General features: G+C 44.7%; 16 protein-coding genes. 15 read left to right on the forward strand and 1 reads right to left on the reverse strand.

Annotated features, from left to right (window positions below; genetic code table 11):
• The first annotated feature begins 21 nt into the window (after positions 1-21).
• Positions 22-837, forward strand: coding sequence for a 5-deoxy-glucuronate isomerase (gene iolB / locus ACFVTB_RS09945; RefSeq protein WP_387748000.1), 816 nt, complete (start codon positions 22-24; stop codon positions 835-837).
• A gap of 95 nt (positions 838-932) precedes the next feature.
• On the opposite strand, the gene ACFVTB_RS09950 is transcribed toward iolB, so the two are convergent.
• The gene (locus tag ACFVTB_RS09950; protein ID WP_387748002.1) at positions 933-2786 is read right to left on the reverse strand and encodes an amidase; all 1854 of its coding nucleotides are present in this window, start codon (positions 2784-2786) and stop codon (positions 933-935) included.
• Positions 2787-3068: 282 nt separating this feature from the next.
• Between ACFVTB_RS09950 and ACFVTB_RS09955 the strand changes: the two genes are divergently transcribed.
• The 14 genes from ACFVTB_RS09955 (at position 3069) to ACFVTB_RS10020 (ending at position 17363) form a co-directional block, all read left to right on the forward strand.
• The gene (locus tag ACFVTB_RS09955) at positions 3069-4001 is read left to right on the forward strand and encodes an ABC transporter ATP-binding protein (protein ID WP_387748004.1); all 933 of its coding nucleotides are present in this window, start codon (positions 3069-3071) and stop codon (positions 3999-4001) included.
• A gap of 22 nt (positions 4002-4023) precedes the next feature.
• The gene (locus tag ACFVTB_RS09960; RefSeq protein ID WP_387748006.1) at positions 4024-5142 is read left to right on the forward strand and encodes an ABC transporter permease; all 1119 of its coding nucleotides are present in this window, start codon (positions 4024-4026) and stop codon (positions 5140-5142) included.
• Positions 5139-6236, forward strand: a complete 1098-nt coding sequence (locus ACFVTB_RS09965) for an ABC transporter permease (RefSeq protein WP_387748008.1) — start codon at positions 5139-5141, stop codon at positions 6234-6236. Before ACFVTB_RS09960 ends, ACFVTB_RS09965 begins: the two co-directional genes overlap by 4 nt.
• A 48-nt stretch (positions 6237-6284) precedes the next feature.
• On the forward strand, positions 6285-7367 hold the full coding sequence (locus tag ACFVTB_RS09970) for a sensor histidine kinase (protein ID WP_387748010.1): 1083 nt from the start codon (positions 6285-6287) through the stop codon (positions 7365-7367).
• A gap of 2 nt (positions 7368-7369) precedes the next feature.
• Positions 7370-7984, forward strand: coding sequence for a response regulator (locus ACFVTB_RS09975; protein WP_387748571.1), 615 nt, complete (start codon positions 7370-7372; stop codon positions 7982-7984).
• Between the two features lie 717 nt (positions 7985-8701).
• Positions 8702-8953 (forward strand): transcriptional regulator SplA domain-containing protein, encoded by a 252-nt coding sequence (locus ACFVTB_RS09980; RefSeq protein WP_387748012.1) that lies wholly within the window; start codon positions 8702-8704, stop codon positions 8951-8953.
• A complete protein-coding gene (gene splB, locus ACFVTB_RS09985; protein WP_387748014.1) occupies positions 8946-9974 on the forward strand; it encodes a spore photoproduct lyase in 1029 nt (342 codons plus the stop codon). The genes ACFVTB_RS09980 and splB overlap by 8 nt, the downstream gene beginning before the upstream one ends.
• A gap of 243 nt (positions 9975-10217) precedes the next feature.
• Positions 10218-10829 (forward strand): DUF2239 family protein, encoded by a 612-nt coding sequence (locus ACFVTB_RS09990; protein WP_387748016.1) that lies wholly within the window; start codon positions 10218-10220, stop codon positions 10827-10829.
• A gap of 46 nt (positions 10830-10875) precedes the next feature.
• Complete coding sequence (locus ACFVTB_RS09995; protein ID WP_387748573.1) at positions 10876-11766, forward strand: alpha/beta fold hydrolase; 891 nt, start codon at positions 10876-10878, stop codon at positions 11764-11766.
• A gap of 321 nt (positions 11767-12087) precedes the next feature.
• Positions 12088-12627: a hypothetical protein gene (locus ACFVTB_RS10000; RefSeq protein WP_387748018.1), complete on the forward strand. Its 540-nt coding sequence runs from the start codon at positions 12088-12090 to the stop codon at positions 12625-12627.
• Between the two features lie 473 nt (positions 12628-13100).
• The gene (locus ACFVTB_RS10005; RefSeq protein WP_387748575.1) at positions 13101-14081 is read left to right on the forward strand and encodes a tRNA dihydrouridine synthase; all 981 of its coding nucleotides are present in this window, start codon (positions 13101-13103) and stop codon (positions 14079-14081) included.
• 39 nt (positions 14082-14120) lie between these two features.
• Positions 14121-15857: an ABC-F family ATP-binding cassette domain-containing protein gene (locus ACFVTB_RS10010; RefSeq protein ID WP_387748020.1), complete on the forward strand. Its 1737-nt coding sequence runs from the start codon at positions 14121-14123 to the stop codon at positions 15855-15857.
• Positions 15858-15919: 62 nt separating this feature from the next.
• Complete coding sequence (locus ACFVTB_RS10015; RefSeq protein ID WP_387748022.1) at positions 15920-16867, forward strand: helix-turn-helix transcriptional regulator; 948 nt, start codon at positions 15920-15922, stop codon at positions 16865-16867.
• A gap of 91 nt (positions 16868-16958) precedes the next feature.
• Positions 16959-17363: a VOC family protein gene (locus tag ACFVTB_RS10020; RefSeq protein ID WP_387748024.1), complete on the forward strand. Its 405-nt coding sequence runs from the start codon at positions 16959-16961 to the stop codon at positions 17361-17363.
• The last annotated feature ends 144 nt before the right edge of the window (positions 17364-17507 follow it).

A 17507-nucleotide genomic window follows, 5' to 3' on the forward strand; every position in this document is an offset into this window, starting at 1 on the left:
GTGGAAAATGGGGCGATAGCTATGAGTTCGTTGATCGTAACACCGGCTGTGGCGCCGGATCATGAGGGAAAGCTGATTGACATTACGCCTGCATCGGCAGGATGGACGTATGTCGGCTTCGAGGTATACAGCTTAAAACCGGGGCAAAGCCTCAGCCGCGAGACGGCTGATCGCGAAGCCTGTCTCGTATTGCTAAGCGGAAAAGCGGATGTGAGCACAGTTCATGAAGCTTGGAACAATATTGGCCAGCGGATGAGCGTATTTGAAAAAATACCGCCCTATTCGGTATATGTTCCTGGCAAGGACCGCTTTACAGTAACGGCAGCAACCGAGTTTCAGCTAGCTATATGCTGGGCACCAGGCGGTACTATTCATGCTGCGCGTCTAATCGCGCCTGAACATGTCGGGGTAGAGGTGCGAGGCGAAGGTACGACAGAGCGCCTTATTCATAATATTTTGCCGGAATCTGAGCCGGCAGAAAGTTTGCTTGTCGTCGAGGTGTTTACGCCCGGCGGCCACTGGTCCAGCTATCCTCCGCATAAGCATGACCGTGATGCGCTGCCGGAAGAATCCTTCTTGGAAGAAACCTACTATTATCAGGTTCAGCCCGAGCAAGGCTTTGCCGTACAGCGCGTATACACGGACGATCGTTCCTTAAATGAAACGTTGGCTGTTCGTAACGGCGAGGCTGTCCTTGTTCCAAAAGGGTACCATCCGGTATCGGCGCCTCCTGGTTACGATGTTTATTACTTGAATGTGATGGCAGGGCCAACGCGTATATGGAAGTTTTGGAATGATCCGGACCATGCCTGGTTAATGCCTCAACCGAAAAAATAAATAAAAGCCAGAAAAAATAAGCCAAGTTAAGGAATGAGGGGCAATCCATGATTGCCCCTCATTTTTGTGTGGTGAAGAATTTAGGTTTGAGGAAGTTATTTTTTGCGCCGCCGAACGAAAAGACTAATCAGGACGATGGCTGCTGCTAATACGGCAGCTAGTGACAGTGCAACGGCGGAAGGTGACATACCTGAAGAGCTAGTAAATGGTGCGTTTCCGCTAGATGCTTCATCAGATCCTGTGGAAGGATCTGATGATGCCGTTGTGCCCGTGCTTCCTGCGGTGTGCAGCAGCGACGGAGTCAATTCAGGCGTTTTGCGATGGGGTGCTGCCTGTTCCAGATTATAAGCAAATCCCAGCAGTTTGACGTCGCCGAACTGGGACCCGAGCATACTGAGTCCGACAGGGAAATGGTCTGCGAAACCCACGGGAACACTCACTACAGGACGTCCGGTGAAATTGGCCCATCCGCAATGTGTACCGAATTGCTCGGAATCGAGCAGTTCACCCGGATTCTCATGAACCTTGGCAGGAGGAGCAGCGACTGTCGGGTATGCGAGCGCATCTAGCTTATATGAGGTGAATAGTTCGTCTACGCCTTGGGCAAATGTGTGACGGGCATTGACTGCTGCTGTGAATCCTGCCTCGTCCCTCGGCTGTTTATCGTCCCCCATTACCCACTCTACTGCAGTCTTCTCCATTTTTGGGCTGCCTTTGACGATGTCGCCAAAATTAATCGCATCCTTTGGCTCGGTTAGTTCAGCTAGACCTTTCGGCCATGTTGCTTCAGTTCTTACAAAAAAATTCTCATGCCCGGTTGTCGCCCAGAAGGAAGCATTCTGCGGAGCGTATTTATTCCACCAGCTCCGGTTAAGCGGAATTTTGACGACTGTAGCACCTTGCGCCTCCAGCACTGAAATTGCGTCCTCCGTCGTAGAAAAAATCCCATCAGATTCGGGTCCCGGCGAATAATCATAACCTCCAAACGGAGCAATGACGTAACCGATACGGGCGCCCTTCAGTGTAGAACCTTTAAGCGAGGCTAGGTATGAATCAGATTTATGGCTGTCTGCTTCTGAGGTCCAGGGATCTTTGGGGTCTGTGCCTGCGAGAACGTCAAGCAGCATCGCGGCATCTTCAACGGACAGTGCCAGTGGACCAATTGCATCACCCAGTGGATTGTAATCGACCCCCGCCATGGAACCAAGGCCTACTGTAGGGCGGAATCCGACTAGATTGGTAAAGGAAGAAACATCCGTAATTGAGCCACAGGACTCGGTTCCAAGACCAATCGCAGCAAGGCTTGCGGCAATTGCTGCGCCTGTTCCGCCGCTGGAGCCGTTAATATTCTTCGTTGGATCATAAGGATTATAGGTTCTGCCGTTAACGGAGCTAACCGTATCCCAAAACATAGCAAACTCTGCCATGTTTGTCTTTCCTAATACGATAGCTCCGGCATATTTTAATCTCTGGACGGCGGTAGCATCCTGTTTAGGCTGGTAGGTAGCTAGTGCCTGATTGCCTTGGCTGGTGGGCATGTCTGCCGTATTGATGTTGTCCTTTACCAGCACGGGGATGCCATGGAGCGGACCGCGTATATGGCCGCTTGCCCGTTCCTTGTCAAGCTCTGCCGCTTCCTCGAGCGCATGTTGGTTAAGAGTCACGATCGCGTTCAGGCCAGGCTTGTCCCCGATTTTTTTATCATAAGCTTTAATCCGATCAAGATATTCTTGGACAGCTTCTACGCTAGTAATTTTGCCTTCCTCAAGAGCATTAGCCAGTTTTACGACACCAAGTTCAGTTACGTCGGTTTCCGATTGTGCATAGGCCAGTAGCGGAGTAATGTTAAGCAATAGCAAGATGCCGAGCATTGCAGTCGACAGTATCTGAATAACAGCTCGAATGTGGCGCGTCGCGCGCCGGTGCCGGGATGGTGTGGATGTGTTCATAGAAGTGCCCCCTCATGATGTCCCTTACTTTATGTTATATAATATTACATTAAAATTAAGAAGGTCAATAAAAATTTAAGTGAATCAGCGATATGTCAGATTTGTGTGTGATCTTATATAACATAAATTTGATATAACAGCGTCATGTGTTTGCCTGTATGATTCATGACCTCTTATGACAAATGTCACATTCGATTATTCTTTTGTTCACTTGGAGCATGGGAGCGAACCGTATAAACTTACATTATCAGAAACAATTTGGAAGCGCGGGGAGGAAAGGCCATGCTTTTGGAAGTGAAAAATGTCATTAAACGATATGGGGATGATTTGGCGCTAGATCATATTAGCTTCGGTATACAGGAAGGAGAGGTGTTCGGACTTCTCGGACCGAACGGAGCAGGGAAGACGACGACAATCAGCATTTTATCGGGTCTGAGATCGTATGACGGCGGTGAAGTGAAGTTCCAGGGCAAAGAGCTGAAACGAAATGAGATGGACATAAAAAGGCAGTTAGGCGTTGTGCCTCAGGAGATTGCGCTGTTTGAGGATTTAAGCGCATATGAAAACCTGGACTATTTCGGAAGATTGTACGGTTTGAAGGGCAAGTTTCTTAAAGAACGGATTGAGGAAGCGCTGGCCTTTACGGGCCTCACCGATCGCCAGAAGAGTAAGCCAAAGGGCTTCTCGGGCGGCATGAAGCGGCGACTCAACATCGCTTGCGCTATTGTACACCGGCCAAAGCTCATTATTATGGATGAGCCTACGGTCGGTATCGATCCCCAGTCTCGCAATCATATTTTACAGTCGATCAAGGAGCTTAATCGTTTGGGCTCTACTATCATCTATACGTCGCATTATATGGAAGAGGTAGAAGAGGTTTGTACGAAAATAGCGATTGTGGACCGAGGCAGGGTCATCGCAAATGGAACGAAGGAGGAGCTTACCTCCCTGGTGTCAGCAGAAGAAATGCTGGATATCGAGCTGTCATCGGTTAACTTTACGATTGTGGAGCGAATTAAAGAGATTCAGACGGTAAGAGATTGCATCGTTACAGGGAGCAGGCTTGAGATCATCGGCACAAAGGGCGAGCGCAATGTAAATAAAATTGTGCAAATACTGTCGGAGCAGGATTGCGAGATAATCTCCTTGAACGTCAAAAAGCCGAGCCTTGAATCCGTGTTTCTAACCTTAACCGGGAGATCGCTGCGCGATTAAGCCGGAGAGAGGGGCATAGAGAATGAAAATAGGGACGATTGGAGCCTACACCTTTTTACGTCAAATTCGAGACTATAAGGCGATGGCTGCCTTCATGATCTTACCGGTTCTGTTGATTTTGGTACTCGGTACGGCGCTGGATAATCTTTATACGCCAAAAACGATCGATCCTCTGGAAGTCGGGATTTATAGTGAGGATCAAGGCTTTGTAAATGATTCGCTTAATCAATTTTTCGCTTCTGAAGCGCTATCCGCACAGCTCAAAACAGTGCAAGCACCATCGCTTGAGGCAGGAATAGCTAGCGTTAAATCCAACGAATGGGATGCGTTTGTCTATATGGAAGCTCAAACGTCTGAAGCGCTGAGGCTAGGTGAAAAAGCATCCCTTGTCGTCTATGACCATTCGGGGAACACCTTTGCCGGGCCGCTGCTAGAGAGCTTCGTTCGAACCTATAATCTGAATTCCAGCTTGCTGTCGCTAAGAGCAGAGACGGTAAACCCTGGATCAGATCAGCCAATCATTAAGCAGGTAAAGATCGTAACCGAAGGTAAAATACCGCGAGGCATCGATTATTATGCGGTCACGACGATGTTTCAATGTTTGCTTTTTGGTGCTTTGTTCGGCGTATTTGCCGTTACGAAGGATCTTGGAAACCATACGCATGGGCGTCTATTAACGACACCAGTCCGAGTCTCGGAATTTGTGATTGGCAAGCTGCTTGGCAGTACGCTTACAGTGTTTATCATCGCTGTTTTTATTTTCATGGTGACGAGGTTTGGATTTAAGACGAACTGGGATGGAAGTCTGTGGCTGATAATTGCAGTATTGCTCTTGTTCAGCTTTTTTGCGGCATCGATGGGGATGCTATTAGCCTTTTTGACCCAAAGCACGATGCTCTCCTCTCTCGTTATGTTTATTTTATCAACCTTGTTCACCCTTGTAGCGGGTGGATACTCTCCGATGAAGGGCAATCTAATCGAGCAGCTTAGCAAAATTTCTCCTAATACCTATGCACAGGATGTCTTGTTCTCCAACATTTATGATGACAAGCTGATGCTCTCATCGCTCATAAACTTGGTACTCTTAACAGGAGCAGCCGTGTGCCTCGCTATCGTTGCTGGAAGGAGGAAGATGGCATGACCATTTTTCTAAACACGGTCAAACGGATTTTTCGCAATAAAATCCAGTTGTTTTTTATCGTCATCTTTCCGGTAGCGTTCATGATGCTCGGTTACATTGAAGAAAAGCCGGTTATTAAAGCGGTCGTGTTCGATCATGATCAAACTGCTCTGACCGAGACGTTGAAGAGACATGTGATGGATGATGCAAGCATCGTCCCGTTCGAGGAGGACGAAATTGAGCGCAAGCTGATGTCACTCGAGGTTGATTATGTGCTGGTCATTGATAAAGGCTTCACGAATCGGCTGATAGCTGGCGAGGAAGGCGGCATCACCGCGTATACCGTCCAAGAATCCAATTTCTCAGAGCCTGTCGGGACGTTTCTTGAGCAATGGCTGCAGCATGCTCGAACCATCGCGGATGCGGTGAATAATGACGAGGAAGCCTTTTATGAACCATTTATGCGCTATGATCAGCAAGGCCTGTTTCAAATCGAGCAGCACAGCGTTGTGAATGAAGGCGTTGCTCGCTCCTTGTCGGTGTTTGGTTATTTCATTATCGCTATGCTGTATACATCGCTAATCGCAGGGCTCTATATTTTGCTGAACAAAAGCAATTTCACCTTCCACCGCACGTTAACTGCACCTATCTCCATTCGCGGATATATGCTGCAGACAATCGTTGGCTTTCTGTTTGTTTCAATAGTTCAGATTACGTTTGTTATGCTGATGCTAAAATGGGTTTTTGGCATTTATATGGCTGGCTCGGCGATCGGTATCTATTTATTATTTATACTGTTCTCGCTCGTGACGGTTTCCTTTGGAGTTGCGGTCAGCTCGATTTCTCAAAATATGATTCAAGCTTGCTTGATCGGCATTTGTCTCATTTCACCGCTGGCCGTGCTTGGAGGAGCGTATTTTCCGCTTGATTTTGCCCCGGATATTTTCATAACCTTTAGCTACTTCACACCTGTATCTTGGGTGCTAAAGGGGACGGAGAAGCTGCTGCTCGGTGCGACGCTTGCTGATTTGGGAAAAGAGGGCATTGTGCTCTTATTATTTGCAACTATTTTCTTCCTAATTGGGATCATGCGGAAAGCGGATATAGCCAAATAGTTTCCTCTATTTGTATAATGTAGAGAATCATAGCGATAGGGGATCGAGATGAACTATATTGTAAAATCAGTCCTGATCATCTATTTTATCGTCAAGATCATCATGGATCAGATGCTGGCGTATGAGCCGTTCATTCTTTTACTGGCTGTTATAGCGTTAACGATTTTAAAAGAAAAATTTATAGACTCCAACTATTTGACCATCGCAGTACTTTTGCTCCTAGGAGCGGGTGCTGCGATGGATTTGCAGTTTCTAGCTTTATTTGGACTGCCTGTTTATGATTATATGATTAAGCGCTCTTATTGGGGGCTAATCGTTGCAGGCGCGGTTATCGTCTTTTTTTCAATTGGCGAATATGAAGCAGTCCACTCGCTCGCGTTAATTGTATTATGCGGGATATTAGCGTTTACGCAGCAATCGTCTCATAAGGAGCAGCAACAGCTGATGAATTCGCTTGATAATGAGCGTAGATTAAGGTATGAGCTGGAGCAAACCAAGCTGAAGCTGCTGCGCTCGTCCAAAGAGATCGCCAGTATAACAGAAGTGAAAGAAAGGAACCGAATTGCGAGAGACATTCATGATAGCGTAGGACACAGCATTGCGGGCATTCTGATCCAGCTTCAAGCGGCCTATAAGCTTCATGCCAAAGATGAGTCCAAGTCGATGGAGATGGTAAGCAAATCGATAGTCCGTTTGTCGGGTTCAATCGAGCTGCTGCGAGATACGGTCCACAACATCAAACCGCGAGAAAATATCGGGATCGAATATGTAAAAAATATTGTCGACAATTTCAGTTTTTGTCCGGTGCAATTAAAGCTGAACGGTGATTTTAATGCGATTCCTGTCAACCATTTAGAGGTGCTCATCGCCAATTTGAAGGAATCGCTGACGAACGCCTCACGTTATTCTGCCGCTACGGGCATGGACATTGCGATTGACATCAATGAGCGGTACTCCAGGCTGTATGTGAAGGATAACGGTGTAGGTTGTGCGGTAATGAAGGAAGGGCTTGGTCTGAGCGGAATGAAGGAGCGGGTTAGGAATCTCGGAGGGACGGTATCTATCCTTTCAGACAATGGGTTTCTGATCGTCTGTGTCATACCGAGAGAAGAAAAGGAGGAGCTGGCTTGAGGGTGCTGCTCGTAGATGATGACGTTTTGATTCAAGAAGGCTTGAGCATCATCATAGGAATGGAAGAGGATTTTGAAATTGCCGGCACCGCTTCTAATGGAGAGGAGGCGTTTGAGTACTGTAAACAGCTCATGCCCGATTTGGTGCTGATGGATATTCGGATGCCGGTCATGGACGGTGTATTAAGCACCCGATTAATCAAGCAGCATTTTAGCCATATAAAGATTGTCATACTGACAACCTTCAAAGATGATGAGTATATAAAAGAAGCGTTGAAATGCGGAGCGGAAGGCTATATTTTAAAAAATCAATCATCCGACAGCATTATTGAAAGCTTGCGGGCGGTGGGCAAAGGCAACGCGGTTTTTGAGCGGGAGGTTGCAAATTCGCTAACGGCGATGCTGAAGGAAGAGAAGCGGATGCCGATGGCGGCTGATCTGACTGAAAGGGAGCTTGAGATCATGAAGCTTGTTGCTGACGGGCTGTCCAACAAGGAAATCGCACAGCAGATCTTCTTGAGCGAGGGCACAACTCGGAACTACGTTACCGGCTTGCTGGAGAAGCTCGAACTACGGGATCGTACTCAGCTGGCGATTTATTATTTGAAGCATAGTTAAGGAAACACATTGCAGCGATGTGGTCAAGGGGCTCGCTCCACCTTAAGTCCAATCATTAGATGATGACTAACTATTGGGGTGCAGATCATCACTGGGGCAAAAGGACAAGTAGAATATTGAACGGGGTTATCCAAATGCAGTTCAAACCGACTGCTCGAGGGTAGCCCTTTTTTTACTACATCTTTAGGCAGTATTGCTGACTATCTGCGTGGACAATTCTGATCAATAGCCGCATGAATGGAAACTTCGCCGAACGGCTCATATCCATCCGTAGGTAGAGGCGGATCATCCACCAACGGATGGACTTCAGGCTCACCGGGCTGCAGTATAATTTAAAGCATCGCCGCGAATTCGGTATCGTCCTCTTTCTAGCAGTTATGCTGCTTCGGAATCTCGCTGCATACTGGGGAGCTCATAGTGCCTTCCTGTCCTTAAGTACAGCGGTTCTGTTCCTTTCGCTCGCCAGTATCTTTGCCTGCCGTTACATTATCTTAAATAAATATCCATGGTTTGACTTCCGTAATTATTCAATGGCAGGCGCTGCCATTCATATTGAAGACGGATCAGGCTCTGCGTAGCCATTGAATACGTTATTGGATTGCAATATTATGGCTGTTCCTTATTACATTTTATTGCCTTGAATTTATCCTTAACTGTTAGGATATTCCACGCGATTTCATCGAATACTAACGAAAACATAAGGATGGAGTGGGTAAAATGTTAGATGGAATTCAGCCGGGGCAAGTCGTTTATGTGATTATTCGCAACCCTCATGTTCAAGGAGTAGCTAATGTTCAAGAGGCTGCAGTTGTGATGGATCCTAATTCTCAAGGTAATCTTTCACTATTTATTTACGAAACATATTATCCATTAAATGATGAATTTGCCATATACGGAACAGCAAGTGAGGCTGAAGATGCATACAGAGAAGCTTTTGGGTTTTCGGATGTGGAGGATTTTTATGGTTAAGCCTTTCGTACCTCAACTTGTTTATGTAGAACCAAGAGCACTGGAATATCCTCTAGGAAGAGAATTAATGGCCAAATTTGAGAATATGGGCGTTGAAATTAGGGAGACGACTTCACATAATCAAATACGTAACCTGCCTGGAGACAATGATTTTCAAAAATATAGAAATGCTAAGTCAACTCTAGTCGTTGGGGTTAGGAAAACTATCAAGTTTGATACTTCAAAACCATCGGCAGAATATGCAATTCCTTTAGCGACTGGGTGTATGGGTCATTGTCATTATTGTTATTTACAAACTACGATGGGCAGTAAGCCGTATATTCGTACATATGTTAATCTTGATGAAATCTTTGATGCTGCCAATCAATATATGAAGGAAAGAGCTCCTGAGATAACGAGGTTTGAAGCATCTTGTACATCCGATATAGTAGGTATTGATCACTTAACACATTCTCTAAAAAGGACTATTGAATTTTTTGGCCAATCCCAATGGGGGAGATTACGTTTTGTAACCAAATTTGCTCATGTGGATCATTTACTTGATGCCAAACATAATGGTCGGACTCGATTTCGCTTCAGTATGAATGATGACTATATAATAAAAAATTTTGAGCCGGGGACATCCAGACAAACGGAGAGGATGGAAGCGGCTAGGAGAGTCGGAGAGGCAGGATATCCATTAGGTTTCATTATTGCTCCAATCTATTTGCACGAAGGATGGAAAGAGGATTATAAGGTAATGTTCGAGAGATTAGAATCTGTCCTTTCCGATTCCGCAAAGAAAGATCTGACCTTCGAATTAATTCAACATCGATTTACTAAACCAGCGAAGCACGTTATTGAAAAAAATTATCCCATGACAAAGCTGGAACTTGATGAAAATAAGAGGAAATGGAAATGGGGAAGATATGGAATTGGAAAATATGTTTATACAGACCAAGAGCAGGAGGCTATTAAAGCAACGCTTGGCAAATATATCAACGATTTCTTCCCTCAATCAACTATTGAGTATTTCACATAAAGATTAAAAATCTTAGCCTATATCTCATTTACATACACCACGAAGAGCCGAATCAAAGTAGGGTGAAATAGTTGACAACACCGGGATGAGTCGGCTCCAAAATGCGGGAAATCCTCTGATGATATCGGCAAAATTAAGATCGTTATTCTAAGCCAACGATGGAAAATGTATTATACCCGGGTAATATTGATTTTTTATTTTTACCCGGGTATAATTAGTGATGCAGTCAGAGAGGAGGCCAGCATGAGTAACGCACTAACGCGCTTTTACTGCACGGCATTTTTGGATGTGGGAGTCGTCGCCAGCGGCTCGTTACAGCACGTTGTTACTACAGTGAAGGATGCTCTGGATGACAGAGACCTTGCACAGTTGCTTGTATTTGACGATTCCACGGGGAAGCCAGTAGATGTTGATTTTCGTGGGAAGACAGATGATGTGCTACAACGATTAGGAGAACAGTTTGGCGACTTGCCCTGTACGGAAGTGAACCACCAGCCTACACGGCGGGTCGGCCGACCCAAGCTGGGGGTAGTATCCGGTGAGGTTACGTTATTGCCACGGCAATGGGAATGGCTCAAGAGTCAACCTGGAGGGGCGTCGGTAACTTTACGAAAACTCATTGATGAGGCTCGCCGTGCTGGAGACGAACAGAGCCATATCCGAGGGTCGCAAGAAGCAACCTATAACTTTATGACAGCTATGGCCGGGAACTTCCATCAATACGAAGAAGCTCTGCGGGCACTGTATGCTGGTGATTTGGATCGGTTCCACCATTTCATTAATGACTGGGCGCCTGATGTCAAAAACTATGTCAAAAAATTAGCCGCTAATGCATTCCCTGAAGGGAACTTATAAATGAGAGCATTACGTGAAACCAAATGAATTAAAGGAGAACATCATCATGAATATTCTGAAAGTCAACGGTGTTGAGTTGGCCTATGATAGTTTCGGTAACGAAAATGACGAGGCTATTATCCTAATCGCCGGGCTTGGAACCCAGATGATCCGTTGGACGGTTCCGTTTTGTGAATTATTGGCGGAGCGGGGCTTTCGGGTGATCCGCTTTGACAATCGCGACGTAGGTTGCTCGACACACTTTAGCCATTATCCGACGCTTGATTTTGACGCACTGGCGACTGCTCTTATGTCAGGAAAGCGACCGGACATCCCTTACACGCTCGATGACATGTCCAATGACGTTATTGGACTGCTCGACGCCCTTTCAATTGACCGGGCACATGTCGTTGGCAGATCGATGGGCGGAATGATCGCCCAGATTGCAGCCAGTGAGTACCCTGAACGGATTTTATCACTCACCTCTATTATGTCTAGTTCGGGTAATCCTACTCTTCCGCAAGCTTCCCCGGAGGTCATGGGGATGATGACTAGACCGGCGCCGAATCCCTTTGAGGATGAAGTAGAATTTTTGGCGCACAGCCTCTCTTTTGCCAAACGTATCGCCGGCACTGGTTATCCATTTGAAGAGGACGCTTATCGGGCGCTCATTCTGAAGGAAGTGCAGCGAGCCTATGATCCAGGCAGTGTCGGACGACAAATTGCTGCGATTGCTGTCTCCGGCGACCGTCGTCCGCGGCTGGCTACCATAAAAGTACCAGCACTTGTCATACATGGGATGGACGATCCTCTGTTCGTTCCGGCGTGTGGCGAGGACACGGCTTCTGCCATTCCGGGCGCCGAGCTAATGTTGGTTGACGGCATGGGACACGACTTGCCGCACCAGCTGTACAAAGTAACCGTTGATGGCATAGAGCGAACGGCTCGTCGCAATTAACACGCGCTCCTGAATAGCAATCAGCCGGAGTCCCGCAGGCTAATGGGACGAGTAGGCCATTGCAAGATGCAAAGGCGTCTAGCCCCCTCATTTGGAGGGGGCTTTCTTATGAGAATATAGAAAGTACAGTACAGTCCCCCTATCGCACGCTATTTTGTAACCATTTGTAAATATTCATCCAAATAGCTAACTAATTCAGTAGTAAATACCGTAATATAGTAGGGGGCTATTTTTGGGGAAATTTTCATTTACAGGGGGAATATTAGGTATTAGCAGCGGATGGGTTTACTTAATACATCAAAGGGGAGACTTAATTTAACAATGAAAAAGATATTCATATTTGTATTAACTATTTCTATGGTTGCTATTCTTGGGGCATGTGCTGGGAATGGCGGAAATGGCGGAAAAGACAATTTAACCGTTTTTAAGAGTAAAGACAACAAGTTTGAGGTAAGCGCCTCCAGTAGTTGGAAAGATGCGAACGGCGAGCTTCATCCAGATAGTGACCTGCAAATCTATAATCTTCGAAAAGAAAAATATTTCATGACACTACTAGAACCTAAAGAGGATTTTAGCGATTTTACACTACAAAAGTATTATGATGTAGTTACCGAAATATTCAATTCTTCATTAGTCAATCCAAAACAAGGTGAAGTAAAAGAAGTTACGGTTAATGGCAATAAGGCGCTACAATATACGCTTGAAGCTACGGTAGACAATTTGAATGCTGTTTATTTAATCACCGTTATCGAAACACCTACACATTATGGTCAATTGATGGCTTGGACGACTAAGAGCAAATGGGATGAATATAAAGACGAATATACGAATTTGACCAACAGTTTTAAAGAAGCAAATTAATCCCTGATCTTTTGACCTGTATAGCTCTGAAATACCCCATTAGCAGGATACTTAATGATAGTTAGTATCTGTTGTAATAGGTAACAAAAAGTAAAGGCAGGTGGAGATAACTCCATCTGCTTTTTTTTTTTTTGGGTTATTGAAAGGTCCGATATGAGTACCCGTATAAGAGACGGGGATTTCGAGAGCAAGACTTAGCAAATGACAAACAAGATCTACCAAGCTTAATGCAAGGTGGATCTTGTAATTTTAGGTGAATAACAGCCACATCTTAATGTAAAATAGACTTATCTACCGTCAGCACTCATCCCATGTAGAGTCGATAATATTGATGGATCGATGATTATTGTGGATATCGTTTGATTAAAGGTTATTGAACATGTTATAAGTGTAGAGGAAGCAGGAACATGAACAGGATTTCTTCTAGTTTTGGGATGAGGAGTAGTCCTGATATCCGTAGTGGGGTTTTTGATATGATAAATAATTTTTGGCGTGATTTACCACGCCCTTTTTTTGTGCTGGCTCCTATGGAAGATGTGACGGATGTTGTTTTTCGCCATGTCGTGAGTGAAGCGGCAAGACCCGATGTGTTTTTTACAGAGTTTACGAACACAGAGAGCTATTGCCACCCAGACGGGTACCAAAGCGTGCGCGGGCGTTTGACTTTTACAGAGGATGAACAACCCATTGTAGCCCACATATGGGGAGATAAGCCGGAATACTTTCGTCAGATGAGTATAGGGATGGCGGAACAAGGGTTTAGAGGCATAGATATCAATATGGGCTGTCCTGTATCCAACGTTGCAGAGAATGGGAAAGGAAGCGGCCTGATCTGTCGTCCCGAGGTTGCAGCAGAAATCATTCAAGCAGCAAAAGCCGGAGGACTGCCTGTAAGTGTAAAAACAAGGCTTGGTTACAGTGCTATTGACGAATGGCGCGATTGGCTAACACATATTTTGAAACAAGATATCGTTAATCTATCCATTCATCTGCGGACTAGAGAAGAAATGAGTAAAGTAGACGCTCATTGGGATCTAATACCGGAAATTAAGAAGCTTCGTGATGAGGTGGCACCAGATACGCTGTTGACCATTAACGGAGATATACCTGACCGTCAAGTCGGCTTAAAGCTCGCACAACAATACGGTGTAGATGGAATTATGATCGGACGCGGTATTTTTAATAATCCATTTGCCTTTGAGAATGAGCCAAGGGATCATAGCAGTGAGGAATTACTTGCTCTGCTGCGGCTGCATCTGGATCTCCACGATCATTATTCAACACTGGAACCACGTCCGTTCAAGCACATCCCTCGTTTCTTTAAAATTTATGTCCGTGGATTCCGAGGGGCAAGCGAATTGCGAAATAACTTAATGAACGCAAAGTCAACAAATGAAGTGCGTGCGTTGCTCGATGAATTTGGCAGCAAGCCTTATGATGGGGAATACATCTAAAAAATAGTCACTATTTTAGTTATAAAGAAAGGTCGTACTATGATAAAAGTTGATAACTTATCCTTCTCATTTCCGCAAAAAGAGCTTTATAACAACATTTCATTTACGTTTGAAGAGGCACAACATTGCGCTTTTATAGGAACAAGCGGCAGTGGTAAAAGTACATTGATAGATATATTGATGGATCCAGAAAAATATACGTTCGAGGGCAAGTTAGAGGTCGACCCGACTTGCAAAATTGGATATGTGAGTCAATTCTCACAACTAGACAAAACGAAAGAAACAACGGTTTTTGAATATATCGGGGAACCATTTATTAAGCTGCAAAATGAAATAACAGCTATTTGTGCTGAAATGGAAACATCATCAGACATTGATACATTACTAGAAAAGTATCAATTAGCTTTAGATGCATTTGACTCCATTGGCGGGGATGATTTTGAAAGCATCATTAATAAGAAACTAAATTTAGCAAACCTCATGAAGTTAAAAGACGTTAGGGTATCCGATCTGAGTGGCGGGGAATTCAAACTTATTCAAGTGATGAAGGAAATGCTTAGTGGTCCAGACTTCATGATTATGGACGAACCGGATGTATTTTTAGACTTTGAAAATCTAAATGCACTTAAGAATCTTATTAATTCTCACAAAGGAATGCTGCTAGTCGTTACGCACAACCGATATCTATTGAATCATTGTTTCAACAAAATTCTACATCTTGAAAACATGGAGATCCAAGAGTTTGATGGGCGATATATTGAGTATAACTTCTCATTACTTCAGACAAAAATTGAGTTGCAAGAAATCGCAGTCGCTGAACAAGAAGAAATTGAGAGATACGATGAAATCATCAATAACCTTCGAGCAATCGCAACTTATAATTCAGAAGCATCAAGAGGAAGAGCGTTAAAGGCTAGAGTTAGATTTCAAGAGCGATTGGAAGCACGTAGAATTAAAGCGCCATTTGTAAATATTAAGCAACCAGATATCCGTTTCGGTATTGATAATGAGATTGAAGGCAATATTTTAAATGTTAATCATTATAGTGTTGCCTTTGGTGAGCTGCTTTTAGAAAATGTTAACTTTGAGATACAATCGACAGATAAAGTAGCTATTATCGGTTCAAATGGTACTGGGAAAACGACGTTACTCCGAGAAATTTTTAAAAATAAGCATGATTCCATTGAAATAAATGCTGATGTTAAAGTGGCTTATTTATCTCAGCTTCAAGGCGAAGTGCTCAATGATTCTAATACCATACTAGAAGAATTCATCGATGCTGGGTTTGAAACTTATGATGAGATTAGAGCGTATCTTTCGAACTATGGTTTTGAAGGAGAAATCGTAAATCAGAAGATAGGATCTTTATCTGGCGGAGAAAAAAATATACTTCAATTGGCTAAAGTTTCTGCCAGTAAAGCTAACCTCTTGCTTCTTGATGAACCAACAAGCCATTTAGATACCTATACACAAATAGCATTGGAAAAAGCCATTCAAGAATATAAAGGTGCAATTATCATGATTTCTCATGATTTTTATTCTGTTGTAAATGGTATGGATTATGTTCTAATCATTGAAGATAAGACGATTAGAAAAATGAGTATGCGTAAGTTCAGAAAGATGATTTATGCCAGCCATTTCGATAAAGACTATTTAGAAACGGAACAAAAGAAAAAATCAGTTGAAACGGAAATTGAATTGGCTTTAAAAGATACTAATTTCGAACTGGCAAAAGGATTAGTTGATGAGCTAGAAGCGCTGATTAAGTTGCTTTAAATGACAACCCTTTGATTGGCAAGGTTTTGATGAACAGCATTAACGTTTCAAGGGGGCAGCCAATGAACAAAACAGACCGTTTATTAGCCATTGTGCTGGAACTGCAAAGCAAAGAAGTGGTACGGGGCGAAGATTTGGCGGACCTATTTGAAACTAGCGTGCGGACCATCTATCGTGACATTCAAGCACTTAGTGAAGCGGGCGTGCCGATTATAGGTGCCCCAGGCACAGGGTATTCTTTAATGAAAGGCTATTTCCTGCCGCCGATCAGTTTCACGGTAGAAGAAGCCGTGACCTTGCTTATCGGAACGGACTTTATCGAGCAACGATTTGATGATGAGTATCGTGTCAGGGCTCAGGCCGCTCGGAAGAAAATCGAGGCCACTCTACCGGAGAGCGTTCGCAATGAGACCTCTCGTGTGCGCAAGACGCTGCGCTTGCTCACTCCCGGTAAGCGGGCCGCGTTGTCACAAGAAAGGGAATACTTCGAAAAGATCCGTCGAGCGATATTAGATGAACGAAAGATCAGATTTCATTATTCGAAAGGGATTGGGGATTCTAAAGGCAATCACCATAGTGATCGTACTGTCGCTCCCTATGGCCTGGTACTCGTTGAAGGCTCTTGGATGCTCGTGGCCCGTTGCGATCTACGCCAAGACATTCGCCATTTCCGTTTATCCCGAATGACCGAACTTACCGATCTGGAAGAACGATTCGAACTGCCGGCGCATTTTAACTTAAGGGAGTATACCCCTCCGGATGATCGCCACATGCGAGTTTGCCTTCGATTTAACCATGACATCGCAGATAAGGTGAAGGAATCGAACTATCATTACATCGAGGAAATGGAAGAGCACCAAGATGGACTGCATGTGGTCTTACGAGTTCGTCAACTGGATGAATTGCTGCAATGGGTGCTTGGCTGGGGAGCGGGTGTGATCGTATTGGAGCCTGAATCATTCCGAAATTCGATTCGTGAAGAAGCGCAAAAAATATTAAAACGCTACTGACATAACGTTGTCAGTAGCGTTTTTTTATAATCAGGTATGTAAACGTAAAGGAGTGGCAAATCTATTTTTATTATAGGAAGGATGATATCTTGTGAATTTCGCTTCTGTACGCATCATTACCGACGACATGGATCGTCTCGTCGAGTTCTATGAGAAAGTCTTGGGTGTTTCGGCGGAGCGCCCTGCGCCCGTTTTTGCCGAACTCGTTGTGCCATCATGCACCCTGGCAATCGGCCATTCCCAGACAGCGCAACTATTTGGCGCTGGTTCCGTAGTGGCGGCTAACAATCACTCCGTCATCATTGAGTTTCACGTTGACGATGTCGAAGCCGAATACGCGCGCTTGAAGCCAATTGTCGATGATTGGGTACAGGAACCGACCACGATGCCGTGGGGAAACCGTTCTATGCTTTTCCGCGATCCTGACGGCAACCTCGTTAACCTCTTCAAGCCGGTGACCGAGGAAGCGATCAAACGGTTCAGCGGTAGACGTTGACGGACAGCAAAAATCTATAAAATAAAGGAATCAGGCTTTAATGGCGATCGGAAGAACCCTCTGACCCGAAGCGCTTCCTCTCCATAAACTATCATCAAATGTGACAATATGTTTACCAATGTGACAGGCCGTAAGATATGTGAT

Source organism: Paenibacillus sp. NPDC058071, assembly GCF_042885235.1.
Lineage (GTDB): Bacteria > Bacillota > Bacilli > Paenibacillales > Paenibacillaceae > Pristimantibacillus.

Bases quoted from the DNA above. Each gene is read 5' to 3' on its own strand.
- ACFVTB_RS09970 (WP_387748010.1), top strand. From the start codon at position 6,285: ATGAACTATATTGTAAAATCAGTCCTGATCATCTATTTTATCGTCAAG.
- ACFVTB_RS09965 (WP_387748008.1), top strand. From the start codon at position 5,139: ATGACCATTTTTCTAAACACGGTCAAACGGATTTTTCGCAATAAAATC.
- ACFVTB_RS10000 (WP_387748018.1), top strand. From the start codon at position 12,088: ATGAAAAAGATATTCATATTTGTATTAACTATTTCTATGGTTGCTATT.
- ACFVTB_RS09980 (WP_387748012.1), top strand. From the start codon at position 8,702: ATGTTAGATGGAATTCAGCCGGGGCAAGTCGTTTATGTGATTATTCGC.
- ACFVTB_RS09955 (WP_387748004.1), top strand. From the start codon at position 3,069: ATGCTTTTGGAAGTGAAAAATGTCATTAAACGATATGGGGATGATTTG.
- iolB (WP_387748000.1), top strand. From the start codon at position 22: ATGAGTTCGTTGATCGTAACACCGGCTGTGGCGCCGGATCATGAGGGA.
- ACFVTB_RS09950 (WP_387748002.1), bottom strand. From the start codon at position 2,786: ATGAACACATCCACACCATCCCGGCACCGGCGCGCGACGCGCCACATT.
- ACFVTB_RS09990 (WP_387748016.1), top strand. From the start codon at position 10,218: ATGAGTAACGCACTAACGCGCTTTTACTGCACGGCATTTTTGGATGTG.
- splB (WP_387748014.1), top strand. From the start codon at position 8,946: ATGGTTAAGCCTTTCGTACCTCAACTTGTTTATGTAGAACCAAGAGCA.
- ACFVTB_RS10005 (WP_387748575.1), top strand. From the start codon at position 13,101: ATGATAAATAATTTTTGGCGTGATTTACCACGCCCTTTTTTTGTGCTG.
- ACFVTB_RS10010 (WP_387748020.1), top strand. From the start codon at position 14,121: ATGATAAAAGTTGATAACTTATCCTTCTCATTTCCGCAAAAAGAGCTT.
- ACFVTB_RS09995 (WP_387748573.1), top strand. From the start codon at position 10,876: ATGAATATTCTGAAAGTCAACGGTGTTGAGTTGGCCTATGATAGTTTC.
- ACFVTB_RS09960 (WP_387748006.1), top strand. From the start codon at position 4,024: ATGAAAATAGGGACGATTGGAGCCTACACCTTTTTACGTCAAATTCGA.
- ACFVTB_RS10015 (WP_387748022.1), top strand. From the start codon at position 15,920: ATGAACAAAACAGACCGTTTATTAGCCATTGTGCTGGAACTGCAAAGC.